This window comes from Spirosoma liriopis, from assembly GCF_023196085.1.
Lineage (GTDB): Bacteria > Bacteroidota > Bacteroidia > Cytophagales > Spirosomataceae > Spirosoma > Spirosoma oryzicola.
In genome coordinates this window covers 971,879-992,030 of record NZ_JALPRF010000003.1, presented here as the reverse complement: position 1 = coordinate 992,030, position 20,152 = coordinate 971,879, and the positions used below count along the sequence as shown (strand labels likewise).

The following is a 20,152-nucleotide window of genomic DNA, read 5'->3' as shown; positions in this document are numbered from 1 at the left end:
TTGCCATCGGCTACTCGATTAATTACTGGCTACTTTAGGGCTGTTACCGGGTAGGGTCACTACGCGGCCAATCTTGACCGGAGCATCCTGCTTAAGAAACAACAAACCCGTTGTTGCAACGGTATCTCCGGCCTGGACACCCGACAGAATCTGGATGGTTCCGGCCGTACGGATTCCGGTTTTGACGTCTTTAAACTGCGCCTTTCCGTTCTTAACGACAATAACCTGATTGGTACGCGTCTGAGGAATTACAGCCTGTGTGGGCACAACCAGACTACGTTCATTCTGAATGGTTAGCGTCACACGGGCAAACGTACCGGGGCGGAAGCGAGCCGTTGTGTTGTTAACCTTCGCCCGAATACGTAGGTTACGGGTTTGCTCTTCAACTCCGGGTTCTATAGCGTAAACAACGCCTTGGCTGGATTGGTTGCTGCCGTCTACCTGGAAAGATATCTCGCTACCCGGATGCACCGACTGGCCGTATTTTTCCGGGATCGAAAAATCAAGTTTAAGCGACGAAACCTGTTGCAATCGGGCAATCAGCGTATTGGGCGAAACGACCGCTCCCGAGCTGACGTTCCGCAAACCGATGACACCCGTAAAAGGCGCTCTGATTTCGGTACGTTGCAGGTTTGCTCTCACCAACTCGATATCGGCCAGCGACGACCGTAGGTTTGTTGTTGTAATGTCAAATTCCTGTTGGCTTATGCCGCCCCGTTCCAAAAGTTGCTTGTTCCGCTCTTCCGTTCGGCGGGCATTGTCGGCCTGAGCCTGAAGTTTCAACAACTGTGCCCGTAGATCGGCATCGAAAAGTTTGACCAGTAAATCTCCTTTTTTGACGGGTTGGCCTTCCCGAATGTTTAGCTGAGTAATGCGCGCGGAAATCTCAGGGTAAATATCGACCTGTTCGGCTGCTAGTAGCGATCCGCTGGAGACAACATCTTCCTGTAGGTTTTTCGAAATCACAACAAAGCCACTAACGGTAGCCGGGCCGCCACCGCCGGGGCCACCTTTGCCCCCTGGTCCTCCTTTTTCGGAGCCACCTTTTCCAGCGCTGCCTCCTCCAGGACCACCTGGGGTAGCACCGGGAGCAGGATGTAATACTTTGTTATACACAATTATCCCGCCGAGCACAAGAACGACGAGACCGATAGCAATCCATCTTTTCACGGAGTAGTAATTTGCAATAAGGGATTTAATTTCTAACGGTGGAGATACCGTGTTTGTTACAAACTACAAAGCTATCAATGTTGACGACTATAACAATCGGCAGTAGCCTGTATATGAGCTTACTTTATGGACAAGAGTCACCTTTATTTTCGTGAGTAGTACCGTCTGGTATCCGTAGAAATGCTTATGAAATCGGTGGCGTCGCTGTTATCTTAAAAGACGTCCGTTATGATAATGAGCTAGCTATTACCGAACGATCCCGAAGGGGTTGATCAACCAACCGGGCTGCCTTTCCGAAAAATACTTATTACTTGTAAAAATGAATTCGTTGAAAAAAATTGTGCTAAATCGATTAAGGTAGGCTACGAGGCCATAACCATCAGCAACTCGCTTATCATCATGGCAGTGGCTCCCCAAACCCGGTGCCCCTGAATTTCGTAAAAAGGAGCGTCAACCAGTACGCCACGTACTTCGATCTGACTGTCGCCAACGATTGTTTCATCCAGCAGCGTTTCCAGATCAACCTGGATCACGGCTTCGACTTCGCGAGGGTCAGGATAAAAATCGGGCCGGTAAGGAAGCATACCGACAACGGGTTGTACGTAGAAATTGCTCGGTGGAATAAACAATTCGGTCAATAAGCCCAGCACCTTTACGTCCGTCACCCGAATGCCTACTTCTTCCTGGGCTTCCCGCAAAGCCGTCCGGGTAAGATTCTCGTCGAAGCGTTCCATTCGGCCACCGGGAAATGCCATCTGCCCGGCATGAACGCCATCATACTGCGGTCGGAGAATCAACGGCAGGTAGATCGAGTTCTGATACGGATAAAAGCAAATCAAAACCGCACTTCGTCGTGTTCGTTCGTTAGGTCTGATACCCAGGCGATAACGAGCTGATGATGCCATTTTCTGATGGGCCATTTCGCCGGGTAACGGTTTCTGCAATCGCTGGCGGAGCTGCTCAGTAAAGGTATGGAACGAAGTGTCGATCATGGTTTGCGTTACAGTTTATAGCGTTTTGTCTGTGGGTTATACGCGGGGCGTCAACCACGATAACCCACGAACGATACGCTATAAACTCGTTTTATATAAGTGTACAAGCTGCTCGGCGCAGCGTTCGCCATCCATAGCCGCTGAAACAATGCCGCCCGCGTAACCAGCCCCTTCGCCACAGGGAAACAACCGCCGAACCTCTACGTGTTCACAGGTATCGCGGTCACGCGGAATCCGTACCGGCGACGAAGTACGACTTTCAACACCGATTACCTGACCGTTGTTACTCAGATAACCTTGCATTTTGCGACCAAAATCACGCAATCCCTGACGCAGGGGCTGCGCAATATGGTCGGGCAATACCGCGGCCATATCTACCGAGGTTAGGCCCGGCTGATACGACGTGGATAGCAGGTCTGTTGACACGCGTCCATCCACAAAATCGGCCACGCGCTGGGCAGGAGCAACCTGTGACGGCTGGCTACTGTCTTTGCTACCCATTCGACATGCCCATCGTTCCAAATCCTGCTGCAAAGCCAGCCCGGCCAGTGGGCCTTCGTCGGCATAAGGTTTCAGGTCCTGATCCATAATCGCAACGACCAGCCCTGAATTGGCGTACTTAGAATCCCGGCGTGATGGCGACATCCCGTTGACGACCAACTCGCCCGGAGCCGTAGCCGCTGGCACAATAAATCCACCCGGACACATACAAAACGAAAAAACACCCCGATCTACCCCATTGAAACGGGTTTGTGTTACCAAACTGTACGAAGCTGCGGGTAAGTAGTCGCCCCGGTCGGGTCGGTGGTACTGAAACTGATCAATCAGACTTTGCTGATGCTCAATGCGAACGCCCATTGCAAACGGCTTTGCCTCAATCAGGACATTCCGGTCTTGCAGCAGGTAGAAAATGTCGCGTGCGGAGTGCCCGGTTGCCAGAATAACTCCGATGCCGGTTAAGGCTTCTCCCGTTGCCGTAACGACGCCTTTCAGCTCACCTTTCTCCAGAATAAGGTCGGTAACTTTCGTGTCGAAGCGAACTTCGCCACCGGCGTTGAGGATGCTTTGCCGAAGGTCGGCTACCACGTTGGGAAGCTTGTTGGTACCAATATGCGGGTGAGCATCCACCAGAATTTCTTCGGTGGCTCCGTGGGCCACAAAAATTTCCAGGATGCGACGGACATCACCCCGTTTGGTGGAACGAGTATATAATTTACCGTCTGAATACGTACCTGCTCCGCCTTCGCCAAAGCAGTAGTTCGACTCTGGGTTAACGATATGGTCTTTATTGATGGCCGCTAAATCACGTCGGCGAGTGCGAACGTCACTGCCGCGTTCTAGGACAATAGGTTTGATGCCCAGTTCAACCAGGCGTAAAGCGGCAAACAGACCCGCCGGTCCCGCGCCAACTACAATGGCCTGTGGAGCGCTGCTGACATCTACTTTCGGCTTTTTGTAGGCGATGAGTGGGGGCGGGGTTTCACTAACGAACACGTCCGTATCGACGTGAATGCGGATTTGCCGTCCACGCGCATCAATCGACTGCCGCCGTTTGCGAACAACTGCCGAGCTATCGGTAGAAATCTTTAACGAGCGCAGCACCTGCTCCCGAAAAGCGGCATCGTCGTAGGCGTGTTCCGGTGATAAAGTAATAGAAAGTTGGTGAATCATGAATTCGTAAGGCCGGTTTTTATCCGGCAGATGGTTCACAAAAATAAGGGAAATTGCTTCCTGGTTATGTAACAGGCAGGTTTACCTTTGGGTTCGTTCTACGGAAGCGGTTACTTTACTCTGTTTACACGCCTGTTTTTCTATCGCTGATAAATTGGCAAAAAACGCTAAGCATGCCAACAAGCGGTAGTTTTTTGAGTTGTTGCAGTATGCAGCCAATAACCACCACCCCTCCCCGAAATAAGGTAGATCCGTTTGAGTCACCTGACTTTTACTGCCTTGACGATCTTCTGATGGCCGAACATAAGCTGGTACGTTCGGCAGTACGCGATTTTGTAAAGCGTGAGATTACGCCGATCATCGAAGACTATGCGCAACGGGCTGAATTTCCGGCTCAGCTGGTTCAGAAATTTGGTAAGATCGGCGCGTTCGGAGCCACAATCCCGACGGAATTTGGGGGCGGTGGCCTGGATCAGATTTCGTATGGCTTGATGTTGCAGGAGATCGAGCGGGGCGATTCGGGCATGCGCTCGTGCGTGTCGGTCCAGAATTCGCTGGTGATGTATCCGATCTACACGTTTGGCTCGGAGGAACAGAAACAAAAATACCTGCCTGGACTAGCCAAGGGCGAAATGCTTGGCTGTTTTGGTCTGACTGAAGCGAACCATGGTTCGGATCCGGGCAGTATGGAAACGAATTTTATCGAGCGAAGCGATTATTACCTGCTAAGTGGTTCCAAGCTATGGATCACCAACGCGCCTTTTGCGGACATAGCGATTGTTTGGGCCAAAAACGAACAGGGAAAGGTTCGGGCGCTGATCGTAGAGCGTGGTATGGAAGGGTTCTCCACGAACGAAATAGGGAACAAATGGTCGCTTCGGGCCAGCAGTACCGGTGAATTGATTTTCCAGGACGTAAAGGTGCCGAAAGAGAACTTGCTGCCGGAAGCGTTTGGGCTGAAAAGTGCGATACGGTGCCTGGATCAGGCTCGTTACGGCATTGCCTGGGGAGCACTTGGAGCGGCTATGGAGTGCTACGAAGTGGCTCGTCGGTACGCCCTTGACCGAACGCAGTTCAACAAGCCGATTGCTAGCTTTCAGTTGGTGCAAAAAAAGTTGGCCGAAATGCTGACGGCCATTACCCAGGCGCAATTGCTCTGCTGGCGACTGGGTATGCTTAAGAACGAAGACCGGGCGACCAATGCTCAAATTTCGCTGGCAAAGCGTAACAATATTGAAATTGCCCTGCGCGTAGCGCGTGATGCCCGCCAGATTCTGGGAGCGATGGGCATTTCCGGCGACTACCCGATTATGCGTCACCTGATGAACCTTGAATCCGTCAGTACGTACGAAGGTACGCACGATATTCACTTGTTGATATTAGGGGCGGAGATCACAGGTATTCCGGCGTATAAATAACCGGATTGTTTGCGCCAACGGCCAGACGGCTGTTGGCGCAAACGTCATTAGGCTTTGCTCGGTGGTGCGTAGGTGACGAGGTCAATGCCAACACCGTTTGGGTCAACGATAGCAAAGTGGCGGTCGCCCCAGGGTTCGTCGCGAAGATCGATCGCCAGAGGAATACCTAAGTCTTTCAATCGCTTGTATTCTGCGTCAACGTCATCCAGTTCAAGGGTTAGGAAAACGCCTTTCCCGCCGAAAGAAGGCTTAAACAGATCTTGCTGGGAAGGATGGTCTGGTAACAGAAAGGCCAGTTCTGCTTGCCGGTTCGGTGTGTGCAGTAATACGTAGAATTCATTTTCGAACGTAACGCCGAAATGGAGTATGTTACAGTAGAACTGTTTAGTTTCTGGGAGCTTGTCGGTAATGATGCCAGCGTTCAGTTTCATCGTAGTTGTTGTTTAACAGCAGGGGAATCAAGATCGTAATCAAACGTAACCGTCGACGATTGTCCAGAGGGCGTGATCAGGTAACCGTGTCCTCGTAATCCAGCCAAGTCGCCCGTACCGCTGCCGGGCAGAATTGTCAGTTCCGCCCGGACCGTGCCATCTTCGGATGTGCCTCTGCCCTGAACGACGAAACTCCCTGACCGATTGCCGAGCTTACCGATAACGCGTTCCAGCAGCACAAAGGCGTACGAATTATCAGTGCGGTACATCACAAGGTATTCTTCCCAGCTTTCGCCTTCGATATCGCCTTCGAACCGATTTCGTACCCAGGTTTGCGTAAGTGTAGGCGCTCCTGCCAGTTCATCGTACGATTCTTCTTTCCGGTATTGATAGGTGCGCTGTGCGGTTGCTTTCATGAATAGGTCAAGTTCATTGGGTGATTTACGCAAGACCAATCTGTACTTCCGTGACGTTATGGGGCGGCTGTTCCAGATTCATGTTCAGGTACACTTCCCGACAAATGCCGTTAGGCTGGTTGCCTTGTTCGAAAACGGTGGACATTAGACGTCGGTATGTTTCGGGAAGATTCTCCCACGGACCTACATGCAGCGCAGCCAGGCAATGAAACGGTTCCCACCGCTTAAAAGCAAATCCGTCAGGCTGTCCGGTTGCTTTGCTGACCGGTAAGGAAATCTCTAGCCTGAACACCGTATCGGGATTGCCATCGACGCCGTAGTAGGACCAGTACACTGGCCCCATAATGTCGAGGCCGAGCCGGTTTGCTTCTCGGTAGATACCCTGTGCCGTAACATTCCAAAACCGATGAAGCTCCTTTAGTGTGGTGTTTGTGGTATAACACAGCGTAGTCATCGGGGGCGCTTGTTTCGTTTGCATAGCCGTTTGTTTGGTGACGAAGCAAAGAAAACAACACCCGGTGACAGCCGTATGTCAGTAGGATTCAGAAGCGCAGCACTATCTTGCTGATGGTGTAAAAAGGAAGTGTCAGCATTGAACGGCTTTAGGTTAGGTCAGTACAGCTTGCGCAGCATAATGGTCTCTGACTTCTTCGGCGAGCGTGTGCATCAGTGTCAGCAGCGAGTCGGGCTGCTCGATTGTAATAGTCGTTCCAAAGGTAAGGAGCCAGCGGGCCAGCCCTTCCAGATAGGGCGTATTGAGGTGAATCCGGACGTATTTGCCCAGATCTTCCTCGGCGTCAAAGCCCCACGTATACTTCGACTCATGGATAAAGCGGGCCACGGATTTGGGGAATACAAGCGTAACGTTAATGACCGGCATATCGCAGCCACTACGTTCCCGCTGGATGTACTCCTGCAACGACAATCGTTCGTGACGGGCAAACCGCTGGCCGGTATCCGTCATGGATCGAATCCGGTCAAGGCGAAAATCGCGGTAATCCTGCCGTATGCGACAAAAGCCAATCAGATGCCACGTCAAACTGTAGTGATACAAGCCAACCGGTTCTACTTCGCGCTTTGTTTCGGTATCGTTGTACAGCGAATGATAATGCAGATCAAGCACGTGGTGCCGGGCGATTGCCTGCTGGATGGTGGAAAGTAGCCCGTCCGCATACGGTGGACGCGCCGATGGTTTCGACACATCGACATTAGGAGCCAGGTCGTCGAGATGCTCCTGATCGGGACGCTTTAGAACTGATTTTATCTTGAATAGGGCCGAATCAAACTCGGTTCGTACCGATTGATCCGTCCATTTTTCGATCAGCTTGGCGGCCAGAAGCAGCGAACTGGCTTCGGCGTTGGTGAACATAACGGGCGGCAGGTGATAGTCTGTCAGAAAATAACCGACACCGGCTTCGGCCCCGATTGGAACACCCGCTTCTTCCAGTGACCGAACGTCGCGGTAAACGGTACGCAGACTAATGCCAAAACGGTCGGCCAATTCCTGCGCGCGTACCACCCGTTTAGTTTGTAAGTGAATCAGAATTGCGGTTAGACGGTCGAGACGATTCATACAGCGAACAAACGTAGAATCTGCCTAAAAACAAAGCCGCTGGCTTAGATTCAGACCGCTGATACGCAGAAAACTGCTTGCTCAAATTGATTTTGCTGTCGGGAAATAAAGGCGAAGTAAACGTTATCAACGAGTTTTGGAGACGCATTTACGAGCTTTATCTCGTGCTGGGTTCCGTCGTAATCAATCACTCGCGTCCACGTTTTCCCTTCATCGGTCGAAAACATCAGCAGCGACCGCGTAGAAGATGAAATGCTATTGTGCAGAACAGCCCATAATTCCGTTTTACCGGCCTCCGCCCGACGGGTCAGCATGTTCATGACCGGACTCCGGCGATACGGGTCAGGAACGATCTGCTTGGCAAATCGGTAACCATCGGTCGTGGAGACGATAAAATTGGTGCCGCCCAGGTAATCAGACCCAAAGAATACGTTGCCGTTAAGTTCTGCCATTGACAGATAGCCGCCCGTTTGGTAGTGACTCTGATTCAGCCGATGCCAGCCGTGTCCGTTCGCGTGAGCAGGCTGATCGAGCTGCGAGAGCGTTCGGTTTTGCCATACTTGTTTTTTGTTATCGCCATCCGTCAGAAACAGGCTGTTCAAATACACACTGTATTTCACCAGATGAACGTGTTTGTTGACGCCGTCACGGATCAGAAAATCGGAACGTTGCCAACTGGCTCCCTGATCGGTGGAGTAGTACACATACGCCAGATTCTGCCAGGCATTTTGCTGACGAACGACACCATATTCGCCGAGAACCAAGCGACCATCGGGTAGTTCGGTCATGCCGTTGTTGGGCAGGAAATAGCTGCTGGTACTCGCCAGCGTGAGTACGGTGGCAAACGAATGGCCCTGGTCCGTGCTGCACATCAGATCTCCGTGGGAGCAGACAAACACGTAGCCGGCACTGGATACAAATAGTGACTGAATCGGATTGGGGAATCGATATCGGCAGGTTGCCGTCTTGCCACCGTCGAAGCTGCTGTAAAGACTATGCTCATCGCCGAACAGATAACCCCATTGTTGGCTACGGGAGTTGGTTATCAGTAGTTGCCACGGTAACGCTGCTTTCTCAAGACGAACCGGTATATGAACGGGGAGCGTTTCAGGAGAGCCGGAGTCGGCATCTAACCGAAGCGGCCTATCGTTTGTAAAACGCAGGTAACCACTTTTAGGAAATAAGCCGAGCTTGTGTTTGACTTCCCAGCGCAAGTAGGAAGATAATTCTCGCCATTTGTCGGCATGATAGACACCAAGGCCAAACTGGTAAAGTTGCGTCAGTGAACTTAGGCTAGGTTTCTCGAACAGAGAACGGTGACTTGATGTAAGGTCCATACTGAGGTCGGCGATTAAACAAGTAGGCCGCTTATTCAGTAAATAGGTATACGCTAAATTTGTGAATAAATAAACCGATTATGAATCTTACCGACGCTGCTATTCGCGATAATCACCATCGTCACCGTTTTGAGATGGAAACGGACGGAAAACTATCTATTGTGGTTTACCAGAACGTTGACGACGAGACACTGGCGCTTACCCACACCGAAGTGGATCCGAGTCTGGAAGGAAAGGGCGTTGGGTCGCGTCTGGTAGAGGGTGTACTCGCTTATGCGGAGCAGCACAACCTTAAAATCGTACCCCTTTGCCCGTTCGTAGCGGCTTATCTGAAGCGGCATCCTGACTGGAATCGGGTGGTGTCGACAGCCTATAATACCAGCGATTTCTAAGCGCGTAGGGTAGGGTGCACTCTAGGCCAAACGTTATTGGGTGTCGAATCGGGGGGGATGTGTGGGAGAAATATGCGCTTTTTTAGTGACTGCTTTCCATACATCCAAAAATAACGCGGGGTAGACCGTTACACCGAAACTGTAATACGCTCCGTTGAAATTCTGGTTGATCGCGGTTTGGAAGACGGAAAACCGGTAGCCGAACTGTACGCTCAGGCCTACCCAGCGTGTGGCTTTCCACTGAGCGTAGGCACCCGCTTGGATCGGAACAAAAAAATCACGCTTGGTACGGTCAATCTGAACGTTCTGGCGAAGGTCCAGCGGAAGCGCGTAAGCAATACCGCCACCTATCTCGGCGGGTACGCTGATCATCCACCGCCGGTTGTTCGTTACATTCCACCAGTACAGCAGACTGACGAACCACATATCGGTTCGTGTGTAATAATCAAGGTTAATCCGCTGGGCGGCATCCCGACGCCAGTTAATAAGCCGGAGGTAAGTAGCGTAACTTAACCAGTAATAGCCTAACGTAAGCTGATGGCGTTTCTGCCCAAACTCAATTCCGGCGTTAATACCCCAAACGTTGACGGGTTGCCGATCTAGAAACGAATTTCGAAAATCTAGGTTGTAAGCGATCTTGGTTAATGGTCGTAGCAATTTCGCTGAATCAGTCGGTGCCAGTGAATCAGCGGGTAAACGAAGTAGGGAGTAGGCAAGTAGCAACGTAGCAAACATAACGCTCACCTAACCCAAAAACGAATGCTGTGGTTATGTCAACTCTTCAATGTTTACTAAGCGTTTAGCTCAATATGTTGATTTTGTGAAGGTTGCTGAGACTCTCGCTGTTCAGCTCGTAACTGCTTTGTGGTTTTACGCGACCCGTCGTGACTCCATCCCGGCGGTCCAAAAAGATAACCCAGCGCGTTTCCGAACGAACCGGCCCGGCGCAGGTCCTGACCGATCTCAACCCATTCGTGAAAAGCAATCCGCACCGGATTATGCGAGCCGACGTTTTTTGTCAGACCATAGGTTGGCCGATCTTTTTCTGGCTCGAAAGTACCGAACAGACGATCCCAGATGATGAGAATACCCGCATGGTTCTTGTCAAGGTAAGCCAAATCCGACCCGTGATGCACCCGGTGGTGGGACGGCGTGTTAAAGATAAACTCAATCGGAGCCGGGAGCTTATTGATGTGTTCAGTGTGAATCCAGAATTGATACAGCAGACTAATCGACTGCATGGTCATCACGGCCACCGGCGAAAAACCAATGAGTGGCAGCCAAATCCAGAAAAGAAAGGAGCCGCTGAGCGTTCCCGTCCAGGTTTGCCGTAAAGCCGTACCCAGATTGTATTTCATCGATGAATGATGGACCACGTGCGATGCCCAGAAATAACGGCTGCTATGGCTGATCCGGTGAAACCAGTAATAGCTCAAATCGTCGGCAAAAAACAGAATTGCCCACGACCACCATTGGGTCATATCAAACGTGAACAGCCGAAACTGATAAACCAGCGAATAGGCCCCAAAGACAATTACTTTTCCGACGAAGCCGACGATCACGTTCCCGATGCCCATTGCCAGGCTGCTGGTCGTATCTTTTAGTTCGTAGTAATCCTTTTGCTGAATGGCCGTAACAACGACTTCCGCAACTAAAAGAAGCACAAAACCCGGAATCGCTAATTGAATAAGATCTTTCATTGGTACTGTGGATTTTGTGCAAGTTAACGACCCGTCTGGACGTTGTCAACTGGCATAAATAGCAGAGGCCCAATGCCTAAAGAGAGTTCTCTTTTATGCATTGGGCCTCTGCACTTCGTGATAAATCGCTTACCGGTTCATCGAGATAAGGAATTCTTCGTTGGTGCGCGTGCCTTTCATCCGCTCAAGCAGGAAGTCCATTGTTTCCATTGGGTTCATGTCGGCCATGTGCTTACGCAGAATCCAGACGCGCTGTAGCGTTTCTTTGTCCAGCAGAAGATCTTCCCGGCGGGTACCCGACGCCAGTACGTCGACCGCTGGGTAAACGCGCTTGTTGGCAAGCTTGCGGTCGAGCTGGAGTTCCATGTTACCCGTGCCCTTAAATTCCTCGAAAATTACTTCGTCCATTTTCGAGCCCGTATCAATGAGCGCCGTCGCAATAATCGTTAGCGAACCGCCATTTTCTACGTTACGGGCCGCTCCAAAGAAGCGTTTCGGACGGTGCAGTGCGTTGGCGTCAACACCACCGGACAGGATTTTACCCGAGGAAGGAACGACTGTGTTATACGCACGGGCCAGACGAGTGATGGAGTCGAGCAGAATAACCACATCATGACCACACTCAACCATGCGTTTAGCTTTCTCAAGTACCATGCTCGATACTTTAACGTGCCGATCCGCCTGCTCATCAAACGTCGACGAAATGACTTCTGCGTTGACGCTACGCGCCATGTCGGTTACCTCTTCGGGACGTTCGTCGATCAGCAGCACGATCAGATACACCTCCGGGTGGTTCTTCGTGATGGCGTTCGCAATCTCTTTGAGCAGCACCGTTTTACCCGTTTTAGGCTGTGCCACAATCATACCGCGCTGTCCTTTACCAATCGGCGCGAACAAATCGAGTACGCGCGATGAGTAGTTTTCAGGACGGTTGCTCAGGTGAAGCTGTTCATCCGGGAATAAAGGAGTCAGGTATTCGAACGGGATCCGATCGCGGATTTCCTCGGTTGTTTTACCGTTTACGGTCGATACCCGAAGCAACGCAAAGTATTTTTCGCCTTCTTTCGGCGGACGAATTGCTCCGCGAACGGTATCGCCTGTTTTCAGGCCAAACAGCTTAATCTGCGAAGGGGATACGTAAATATCATCGGGGCTAGCCAGGTAGTTATAATCGGCTGAACGCAGGAACCCGTAGCCACCATCCTGCATGATTTCCAGAACTCCTTCGTTATCAATGATACCGTCGAATTCCCGGATGTGCTGATTGTACTGGCGACGAATCCGGTTCTGGTATTCCTGGGCTTCCCGCGAAGCCGCCTGAACCTGAGGTTGCTGCTGTTGCGTCTGAGGCTGACCGGGTTGTTGCGCTTCGACCGCCGTTTCGGGCGATTGCGGGGCTGTTTCCGTAACGGTTGCTTCCGATGCAGCCGTGGGTTGCATGTTTGCGATGTTATCGTCCGAGACAACCGTTGGCGTCAAGAATTCATCCTCCGTGTGGCCGTTGAAATTCAAGGCTGTTTCGTCAGCTACTACCCGTTGATTGCGAGCGCGTTGGTCACGATTGCCGCGATCGTTTGATCCGTTGTCGCGCTGGTTGAAATCCCGCCGGTTTGAATTGTTATCGCGTTGTCCGCGCTCTGGTGTTGCTGCGTCTCGCGAGCCACGATCCGGGGTTGCTGTTTCGCGTGGGTTCCGCTCGGTCGTTCCGGCATCCCGTTGATTGTCTAGACGTGGGCGGTTGCCCGTGTCCCGCTGACCTTGACCGGATGGCGCTCCATCGGGCCGTTGATTCCGTTGCCGGTTGAGGTCAGAGCGGCCATTTGCACCGTTATTTCGATCGTTTCGCTGGCCTGGTTCCGTTGAGCGTGCTGCTGGGTTACCGTTGTTGCGGTCACGTCCGTTTTCGTTCTGGTTACGAACGGGTTGTTCCGTTGGCTCGGTATCCGTAGTTACCGGAGCCGCTGCCTCGGCAGGAATACTCTCCGGCGACTGGTCTAAGGGCTGCGTATCAGTCGGAAATGTTCCTGGTGTCGTCTCGATAGCCGTTGTATCAACCGCTGCCGTCATGCCATCTTCGGGCGTTGGCGCTGGAATGTCAGCGGCATCAACATCGCGCCGTACGCGCTGGCGAGTGCGTGTGCTGGCTGGTGTCTCAGCAGTAGGAGCCGTTTCCGGCTGATCGTTTTTTGGTGCCTCTACGGGCGTCGTGGCGGCTTTTGTCCGCCGACCGCGCCGTGGTGCTTCTTCAGCCGGAGCCGTTTCTTCGGTTCCTTCCGGGCCTGGGCGTTCCGACTGTTGTTTTATAATTTCGTAAACGAGTTTCTCTTTGGTGTATTTGGCAATGTTACGAATGCCAAACTGCTCGGCAATGGGCTGAAGCTCCGAGAGAAGCTTCTTATCTAATTCTTCTTTCTTAAACATAGGGTGCAGGTTCAATAAACCTTTAAAAGCCGTTCGTACGGGAATAGTGAAAAATGGAGTTGATCGAGTGCCGGGGGGAGTTATCAGGGCGGCTGTCTGTGACTACTATACGATAGCGAAAACGCTCGCCGATAGCCAAACTAAACTAACCTGGAAAGTTCAGAATACGTACGCAATGAAAACAAGTCAAATAAAATAACTAGGACGTAGTTTGTTTGATCCAAACACGAGAACCTGGTGGGGCCAGATACGGTGGTTAACAAAATGGTCGGAAAACCGGAAATCCGTCGCAACTATGAATTGCTGCTAGGAAGGATACTACCTGCCAACAGGCTTGATGAAGACAAAGGTAATGTATTAATCCGATTTTGTCAAGATAACACCCTATACGCAAATAATGTTTCTGCGATCTATTCCAGAAGCGATAAAAAGCTTTGCCAATTATCCGTAATTTTGAGATTCTTTACGTGACAACGGTCAGTCAGAGTCGTTAAAAATCCTTAAAACAACAATGTTTGACACTGTTTACACCCTAAACTGTCGTTACCTTTCGGGTGCAATAGTAGTGCGGAAGCTGGTCAACGAATCTGTACGCATGAATCTGGTTATTGATTGGGGGAATTCAAGTTTGAAAACCGCCTGGTTTCGCGACTCCCTGCTGGTTGAAACAGGTCGTTATGAGTCTGTCGACGTATTCTTAGCCGATTGGGATAAAAAAGGCGAGGCCTATAAACACCCTGAGCAGGTACTAGCGTCATCGACAAGTCGCTCGGCCGAAGCGATACGAACCCTATTGCAAGCTGTAAGCGATACGGTCTGGGTATTGGACGGACAAACGCCCGTACCTGTGCGCAAAGATTATGACACGCCTACTACGCTTGGGACGGATCGGGTGGCGGCTGCGGTAGGCGCTTCAAGCTTATTTCCGGGGCAGGATTGTCTGGTGTTTGATCTGGGTACCTGCCTGACCGCTGATCTGGTTGACCGGGACGCTGTTTTTAGAGGAGGACTTATTTCGCCGGGTCTACAGATGCGTTTTCGGGCAATGCACGAACAAACGGCGCGACTCCCGCTCGTGGATGTGCCAACGGACTGGCCGGACGTAACGGCCAAAAACACCCGGCAGGCTATGCAGAGTGGCGTCGTAAATGGGATGGCGTTCGAAATGAACGGTATCATAGAAACGTACCGCCGGGATCGCCCCGATCTGGTTGTTTTACTGTGTGGTGGCGACGCTCCGGTTTTTGAAAGTCGTCTGAAACAGCCGATATTTGCAGCGCCGGAACTGGTGCTGGTAGGATTGAATCGAATTTTACGCTATAATGTTGAGAATTTACACGCGGATAAGCCGGGTACTATTTGCTAGTTTGCTGGCCACTGCCGCGACGTCGCCGGTTGTACTGGCACAAGGATTAGGAAGCTCACCCTATTCAGCACTGGGTATTGGCGAACTTTACCCAACGGGCAACGTCACTAATATAGGCATGGGGGGCATCGGCATCAGCAACTCCAGTCCGTTTTATTTGAATTTACAGAACCCCGCGTTGCTGGGAAGCCGTCCGCCGTATACTGTTTTTGAAGTTGGCTTGCTGGGCGAGTCACGAACACTCAGTCAGAACGTCAGTAACCAGACGCAGGTTCAGCGGAATTTCGGCGGAAACCTGGGGTATCTGGCGCTGGCCTTTCCGGCTAGCTCCCGGTGGAGTATGTCATTGAGCCTTCGCCCTTATACGTACGTCAATTACTCACTCACGCAGTATAACGTGTTGCCTGGTAATTCGTCAGTCGTAGAATACAATTACAGTGGCCGTGGCGGTCTAAACAAAGGTGCGTTTGCCACTGGTTACCGGTTATTTAAAAATATATTCGTAGGTGCTGAGGCCGCCTTTTTGTTTGGAAACGTTACCAACTCGTCGGATGCGCGGATCATTGTCAATCAACTGGGTGTTGGTTCGCCGGATACGCGTGTCAATCGGTTGAGCCGGGCCAACTACAGCGATGTCGTCTGGAAATTGGGCGCTGCCTGGCGGCCTAAGCTGAGCAATGAATGGACGCTTAATCTGGGTGCAACCTATGATCCCACCACACGGGTTAAGGGAAGCGAAACAAACATTTATCAGCAGACTACGCTCGCCGGTGCGGACCTGGGCACAGCCGATACATTGCGTTATAACGCGACAGGAAAAACGACACTGCCTCAACAGATGAATTTCGGCGTGAGCATCGAACGGTCAAACCGGTTGCTCATTGGCGTTGATGTTGGTTTTCAGCAGTGGGGAAAATACAAAACGATCAATAACCAGTCGGGTGGATTAGTCGATGGAATGAACGTTGCGGCTGGTGTTGAGTACACACCCAAGCCTACCTCGAACAAATACAGCGATCTGATTACTTATCGGGCTGGCTTCCAGTACAATAAACTACCTTACGAAATTCAGGGAGCGCAGATCAATGACATCAACGGTAGCTTGGGCTTATCGCTGCCAGTAGGCGCTTACTTCGTCAATCGGATCACGTTATCGTTCGTTGGTGGACAGCGCGGTGTGCTAACAGGTACGCAGGTGCGGGAGCAATACGTACGCATTGCCCTTGGCTTCTCGCTAACGGACCGCTGGTTCCGTAAGCCCGTTATCGACTAATCGAACCTGTAAACTTACCGTCAGTATCAGGTGTTATTTCGGTAGCATTCACACTGCTTACCCAATGAACAGAATTTGCGTATTCATAAGAATGATTGCCGTGCCAGCAGTTGGAAGCTTACTGCTGCTGGCATGTGGTGAACCAAAGCAGGCCAAGAAAGTTGAACCGTATCAAGGACCAATCGAAGAAATTAACGATGTCCGTCTGCTGTACAGCGAGGCTGCTATGCTGAAAGTAAAGCTAACAACGCCTAAACAGTACCGCTACCTAAACGACAACCGCAAGTACCCCAAACCCGTAAATATCGTATTCTACGGGCCAACCGGCGAAGAGGCCACCACGCTACGCTCCGATTCAGGACGCTACGACAAAGCAAAGGATTTGTACACGGTGATGGGCCACGTTGTTGTGATCAATAAACTAAAGCAGGAAAAACTGCTTACCCCGGAGTTGAACTGGAACCCCGTTACCAAAAAAGTATTCACCGACAAGCAAGTTGCTGTGATCAGCCAGCTTACCGGCGAAAAATTATACGGGGTAGGTCTGGACGCCAATCAGGACTTTTCGCAGTATTCCATTCGTAAGCCAACCGGCGTTTTCAACGTCGAAGGAGGACCCGGTTTTAACTAAGCACTCATAAACGTTGCCCTTATCGCTAATTAATTGCCAACAATGAATCTGTTTGCTGGCGATCAATCAGCGATAAGGGCAAAATCTTTGCGGTAAGCCCGCCGTGCCGTTAAGGTTTCTTGCACTGCTCAAGGATGGGGGTTACCTGCTTGACATCAATTACTTTCTTTTCTCCGCCCCATTGGTTGTAGATGTAGGTCATTAATTCTGCCACTTCCAGATTGCTAAGTTGTGGCTGGGCAGGCATTGGTCGATTATACCGCTTTCCGTTAACCACAATGGGGCCTTGCTGGCCGTAGCGGATCAGGCAAATTACGTCGTTTTTATTGGCTAAGTAATCGGAGCCCGCAATAGGCGGGTAGAGGGCCGCGAGACCTTCGCCTTTGTTCTGATGGCAGTTCGCGCAGTAGTTTTTGTAGAGTAGAATCCCTTCCGTGATATACCGTTGTCGCTTAATTTCTTCTTCGCTCTGGCAGGATATATTACTGACAAGTAAACAAGCAAGAACTGTAAAACCCCAAAGCCGTTTCATTTTTTATACTCGGCCAACAGCCGGTCCATATCGTTCATTAAGTTGTCAACACCCTTCTCGGTTGTGCCGTCGTAAATTCCCCGAATGTGTTTGTCCTTATCCACCAAGATAAACGCACCGCTGTGAACAACGCCACCCGGCGCTGACGAGTCCTGTTGGGCGGTAACCATGTAGCTATTTTGACCGATGTCGTAAATCTTTTCTCGATCACCCGTGACAAACAGCCACTGCTTACCCGTTACACCAAGATTGTCGGCAAACTCTTTCAGCACCGCCACTGAATCGTGATCGGGATTGATGGTATGCGATAAGAGGGCTACATCCGGATTACCCTTAAATTTTTCGTAGACCCGCTTTAACTGAACCTTCATTTTCGGGCAGATCGTGGGGCAGGTTGTAAAGAAAAAATCGGCAACGTAAATTTTTCCAGCCAGGTTTTTAGCCGTGACCGTATCCCCATACTGACTGACGAACTTGAAATCGGGAATCGTGTGGTAAACGGAGTCGGTAACAGACTTACCATTGACCGTCTTTGTAATGGCTTCGCGCTGGCCCAGAATCGGTAATTTATCATCGCCCGTGCTACAACCCGCTGCGACAGCCAATAAACCTACTACCAAAAACCGGCTCTTATTTTTTCTGTAGATACTGACCGGCTTCTGTAAGGCTACCCGTAATCTTTGCTTTAACATCAGTTATTTTTTCTTTTTGCCCATCCAGATAGCGCAGTGCGTCTTCTGAGGGCAACTTGGCGATTGTATCCGTCTTGTACTGGTCCATCCAGTTCATCATAAGGCTGTCCGCTTCCGACAGGTTTCGGACAATTCGCTGCGCCTGATCACGTTCTTCGTCGATGCGGAGCGTGGTCGAAGCCGAGCCAGCCGCTTTGGTGCTATCGAGTGTCGTGATACGTGCTTTTACGCGCTTACGCAATTTCATGACGTCATCGATTAATGGCATGACTTCATCATGAATGGCAAAAACTTCATCTTCTGCTTCTTTGACGGTTTCATCGTCTGATTTGCCGCAAGCCCAGAACAATCCGCCTAAGGCTAACAATACGAAAACGGTACGAATAGGTTTAATCATAGAGAACGAAAAAATAAAAGATACGACACAGAAGTACGGTTCTCCTGTGTCGTACATCGGGTATCATTTGACAGTGGCGGTAGCTCGTTGTTTCAAGATCTCGCGGGCGTTTTTAACGGCGCTGGCCGATGGGTTGTTACCCCCAATCATCTGAGCAATTTCATTGACCCGCTCATCAAAGGTAAGCTTTTTGATGCGGCTGACGGTTTTGGAGGCCGAATGATCTTTGTACACGAAGTAATGTGCAGTCCCTTGTCCGGCGATCTGGTGCAGGTGAGTAATGGCTATAATCTGGTGACTATGGGCCATATCACGCATCATATTTCCCATCTTGATCGCAATCTCGCCCGAGACGCCGGTATCAATCTCATCGAAGACAATTGTCGGTAAAGAGCGCTTGCTGGCCAGAATGTATTTAATCGCCATCATCAATCGGGAGAACTCGCCACCGGAAGCTACGTTCTTCAGCTGCTGTGGTTTGACGCCCTTGTTCGCGCTAAACAGAAACGAGATTGTGTCAATGCCTGTCGGCGTCGGTTTACTAACTTCGGATCGAACGTTTAAAGAAGCGTTGGGCATGCCTAACTCTTTGAGTAAACCACCAATTTCGTTTTCGATAGGCTGTAACACGACCTGTCGGGCGTTCGACAGCGTTTGCCCGCTGAGTTGTAGCTGCTCACGGGCTGCATCAGCCTGCGCCTTGGCTTCGGCAAGTGTATCGTCCAGATTAAGCACCTTACCGACCTTCCGCTCTAGTTCATCGCGTAACGCAATCAGAGCCGCTACATCTTTGACTTGGTGCTTGGTTTGGAGTTGGTAAATCAGGTTGAGTCGCTCCCGAATGGTTTCGGCGCGGGAGTCGTCAATATCGACATTATCCTGCTCCGAACTGATTTCGTCAGCCAGATCCCGCAGTTCGATCAGACTGCTCTGCGCTCGCTGTAACAGTTGTTCGTACTGGTCCGATAGCTTGCTGATGTAGGCTAGGTTGCTGACGGTGCCTTTTAGAAAGTCAATGACCGACTGTTCGGTATTGTCTAAATATTCGTACGCGAGCTGCAACCGCTCTTTGATTTCTTCGGCATTTTCAAGAATATTCAGCTCTTGCTCCAACGATTCCTGCTCGTCAGGTAGTAGCTGCGCCTTGGCTAATTCTTCAAATAAAAAATTGTTGTAATCAAACTCCTTCCGCATGGCCGATGCTTCTGCCTGAAGTTGATCGTAAATCGTCTTTTTAGACCGGTATGCTTGATAGTCAACACGGTATTGCCGAAGCAGGTTGTCGTCCTGTGCGTACGTATCGACGATTTCCAGTTGATATTCATTCGAACCCAACAGAACCGAATCGTGCTGGGAGTGAATATCCATCAGCTGGCTGGTCACGCGCCGGAGCGTCTCCAGATTGACAGGCGTATCGTTGACGAAAGCCCGTGATTTACCACTCACACTAATTTCCCGCCGAACAATGCAGGTATCGGAAAAGTCTAATTCTTCTTCGTCGAAAATCTGTTCAATCAAATAACCGGACACGCCAAATACGCCTTCGATAACGCATTTCTGTTCGGGATTGAACAAAACGCGCGTATCGGCCCGATTACCTAATAACAGGCCAATTGCCCCTAACATAATCGACTTACCCGCACCCGTCTCGCCCGTAATGATGTTTAGCTCACGGTCGGGCGTCAGTTCGAGTTGATCAATCAGGGCGTAATTTTTTATGAGTAAATGCGATAGCATAGA

At 50.8% G+C, this 20,152-nt stretch carries 20 protein-coding genes; 5 read left to right on the top strand and 15 right to left on the bottom strand.

Annotation, left to right across the window (positions count from 1 at the left end; all coding sequences use genetic code 11):
• Nucleotides 1-18: 18 nt before the first annotated feature.
• The 3 genes from M0L20_RS21095 to M0L20_RS21085 all read right to left on the bottom strand — a co-directional run bounded on the left by M0L20_RS21095 (nt 19) and on the right by M0L20_RS21085 (nt 3,833).
• On the bottom strand, nt 19-1,170 hold the full coding sequence (locus tag M0L20_RS21095; protein WP_232558576.1) for an efflux RND transporter periplasmic adaptor subunit: 1,152 nt from the start codon (nt 1,168-1,170) through the stop codon (nt 19-21).
• Between the two features lie 362 nt (nt 1,171-1,532).
• The gene (locus M0L20_RS21090) at nt 1,533-2,162 is read right to left on the bottom strand and encodes an NUDIX hydrolase (RefSeq protein ID WP_248478909.1); all 630 of its coding nucleotides are present in this window, start codon (nt 2,160-2,162) and stop codon (nt 1,533-1,535) included.
• Between the two features lie 78 nt (nt 2,163-2,240).
• Nucleotides 2,241-3,833, bottom strand: coding sequence for an NAD(P)/FAD-dependent oxidoreductase (locus tag M0L20_RS21085; RefSeq protein ID WP_248479164.1), 1,593 nt, complete (start codon nt 3,831-3,833; stop codon nt 2,241-2,243).
• A gap of 209 nt (nt 3,834-4,042) precedes the next feature.
• Here M0L20_RS21085 and M0L20_RS21080 point away from each other — a divergent pair, with 209 nt between their 5' ends.
• Nucleotides 4,043-5,251 carry an acyl-CoA dehydrogenase family protein gene (locus M0L20_RS21080; RefSeq protein WP_232558574.1) on the top strand — a complete coding sequence of 403 codons (1,209 nt, stop codon included), beginning with the start codon at nt 4,043-4,045 and terminating at the stop codon, nt 5,249-5,251.
• Between the two features lie 47 nt (nt 5,252-5,298).
• On the opposite strand, the gene M0L20_RS21075 is transcribed toward M0L20_RS21080, so the two are convergent.
• The 5 genes from M0L20_RS21075 to M0L20_RS21055 form a co-directional block, all read right to left on the bottom strand.
• The gene (locus M0L20_RS21075; RefSeq protein WP_232558573.1) at nt 5,299-5,682 is read right to left on the bottom strand and encodes a VOC family protein; all 384 of its coding nucleotides are present in this window, start codon (nt 5,680-5,682) and stop codon (nt 5,299-5,301) included.
• On the bottom strand, nt 5,679-6,098 hold the full coding sequence (locus tag M0L20_RS21070; RefSeq protein WP_248478908.1) for a DUF3224 domain-containing protein: 420 nt from the start codon (nt 6,096-6,098) through the stop codon (nt 5,679-5,681). The genes M0L20_RS21075 and M0L20_RS21070 overlap by 4 nt, the downstream gene beginning before the upstream one ends.
• Before the next feature lie 25 nt (nt 6,099-6,123).
• Nucleotides 6,124-6,576, bottom strand: a complete 453-nt coding sequence (locus M0L20_RS21065) for a GyrI-like domain-containing protein (RefSeq protein ID WP_248478907.1) — start codon at nt 6,574-6,576, stop codon at nt 6,124-6,126.
• Nucleotides 6,577-6,705: 129 nt separating this feature from the next.
• Nucleotides 6,706-7,671 (bottom strand): helix-turn-helix transcriptional regulator, encoded by a 966-nt coding sequence (locus M0L20_RS21060; RefSeq protein ID WP_232558570.1) that lies wholly within the window; start codon nt 7,669-7,671, stop codon nt 6,706-6,708.
• A gap of 50 nt (nt 7,672-7,721) precedes the next feature.
• A complete protein-coding gene (locus tag M0L20_RS21055; protein WP_248478906.1) occupies nt 7,722-9,008 on the bottom strand; it encodes a WD40/YVTN/BNR-like repeat-containing protein in 1,287 nt (428 codons plus the stop codon).
• Nucleotides 9,009-9,088: 80 nt separating this feature from the next.
• Between M0L20_RS21055 and M0L20_RS21050 the strand changes: the two genes are divergently transcribed.
• Nucleotides 9,089-9,400 (top strand): GNAT family N-acetyltransferase, encoded by a 312-nt coding sequence (locus tag M0L20_RS21050; RefSeq protein ID WP_248478905.1) that lies wholly within the window; start codon nt 9,089-9,091, stop codon nt 9,398-9,400.
• Between the two features lie 33 nt (nt 9,401-9,433).
• Here the strand turns inward: M0L20_RS21050 and M0L20_RS21045 are convergent, their stop codons facing one another.
• From M0L20_RS21045 to rho, 3 genes are all read right to left on the bottom strand, one after another.
• Nucleotides 9,434-10,135, bottom strand: coding sequence for a hypothetical protein (locus M0L20_RS21045; protein ID WP_232558567.1), 702 nt, complete (start codon nt 10,133-10,135; stop codon nt 9,434-9,436).
• A 56-nt stretch (nt 10,136-10,191) separates the two neighbouring features.
• Nucleotides 10,192-11,100, bottom strand: coding sequence for a sterol desaturase family protein (locus M0L20_RS21040; RefSeq protein ID WP_248478904.1), 909 nt, complete (start codon nt 11,098-11,100; stop codon nt 10,192-10,194).
• 129 nt (nt 11,101-11,229) lie between these two features.
• The gene (rho, locus tag M0L20_RS21035; protein WP_248478903.1) at nt 11,230-13,521 is read right to left on the bottom strand and encodes a transcription termination factor Rho; all 2,292 of its coding nucleotides are present in this window, start codon (nt 13,519-13,521) and stop codon (nt 11,230-11,232) included.
• Nucleotides 13,522-14,116: 595 nt separating this feature from the next.
• Here rho and M0L20_RS21030 point away from each other — a divergent pair.
• The 3 genes from M0L20_RS21030 (at nt 14,117) to lptC (ending at nt 16,791) form a co-directional block, all read left to right on the top strand.
• The gene (locus M0L20_RS21030; RefSeq protein WP_232558564.1) at nt 14,117-14,887 is read left to right on the top strand and encodes a type III pantothenate kinase; all 771 of its coding nucleotides are present in this window, start codon (nt 14,117-14,119) and stop codon (nt 14,885-14,887) included.
• Nucleotides 14,844-16,160 carry a BamG family beta-barrel-assembly machinery protein gene (bamG, locus tag M0L20_RS21025; protein ID WP_232558563.1) on the top strand — a complete coding sequence of 439 codons (1,317 nt, stop codon included), beginning with the start codon at nt 14,844-14,846 and terminating at the stop codon, nt 16,158-16,160. Before M0L20_RS21030 ends, bamG begins: the two co-directional genes overlap by 44 nt.
• 91 nt (nt 16,161-16,251) lie before the next feature.
• The gene (gene lptC / locus M0L20_RS21020) at nt 16,252-16,791 is read left to right on the top strand and encodes an LPS export ABC transporter periplasmic protein LptC (RefSeq protein WP_248478902.1); all 540 of its coding nucleotides are present in this window, start codon (nt 16,252-16,254) and stop codon (nt 16,789-16,791) included.
• 109 nt (nt 16,792-16,900) lie between these two features.
• Here the strand turns inward: lptC and M0L20_RS21015 are convergent, their stop codons facing one another.
• The 4 genes from M0L20_RS21015 to recN all read right to left on the bottom strand — a co-directional run bounded on the left by M0L20_RS21015 (nt 16,901) and on the right by recN (nt 20,149).
• The gene (locus tag M0L20_RS21015) at nt 16,901-17,323 is read right to left on the bottom strand and encodes a c-type cytochrome (protein WP_248478901.1); all 423 of its coding nucleotides are present in this window, start codon (nt 17,321-17,323) and stop codon (nt 16,901-16,903) included.
• A complete protein-coding gene (locus M0L20_RS21010) occupies nt 17,320-18,015 on the bottom strand; it encodes an SCO family protein (protein WP_248478898.1) in 696 nt (231 codons plus the stop codon). Before M0L20_RS21010 ends, M0L20_RS21015 begins: the two co-directional genes overlap by 4 nt.
• On the bottom strand, nt 17,954-18,412 hold the full coding sequence (locus tag M0L20_RS21005) for a viral A-type inclusion protein (RefSeq protein ID WP_232558559.1): 459 nt from the start codon (nt 18,410-18,412) through the stop codon (nt 17,954-17,956). The genes M0L20_RS21010 and M0L20_RS21005 overlap by 62 nt, the downstream gene beginning before the upstream one ends.
• A gap of 63 nt (nt 18,413-18,475) precedes the next feature.
• On the bottom strand, nt 18,476-20,149 hold the full coding sequence (gene recN / locus M0L20_RS21000) for a DNA repair protein RecN (RefSeq protein WP_248478896.1): 1,674 nt from the start codon (nt 20,147-20,149) through the stop codon (nt 18,476-18,478).
• Nucleotides 20,150-20,152 lie beyond the last annotated feature (3 nt).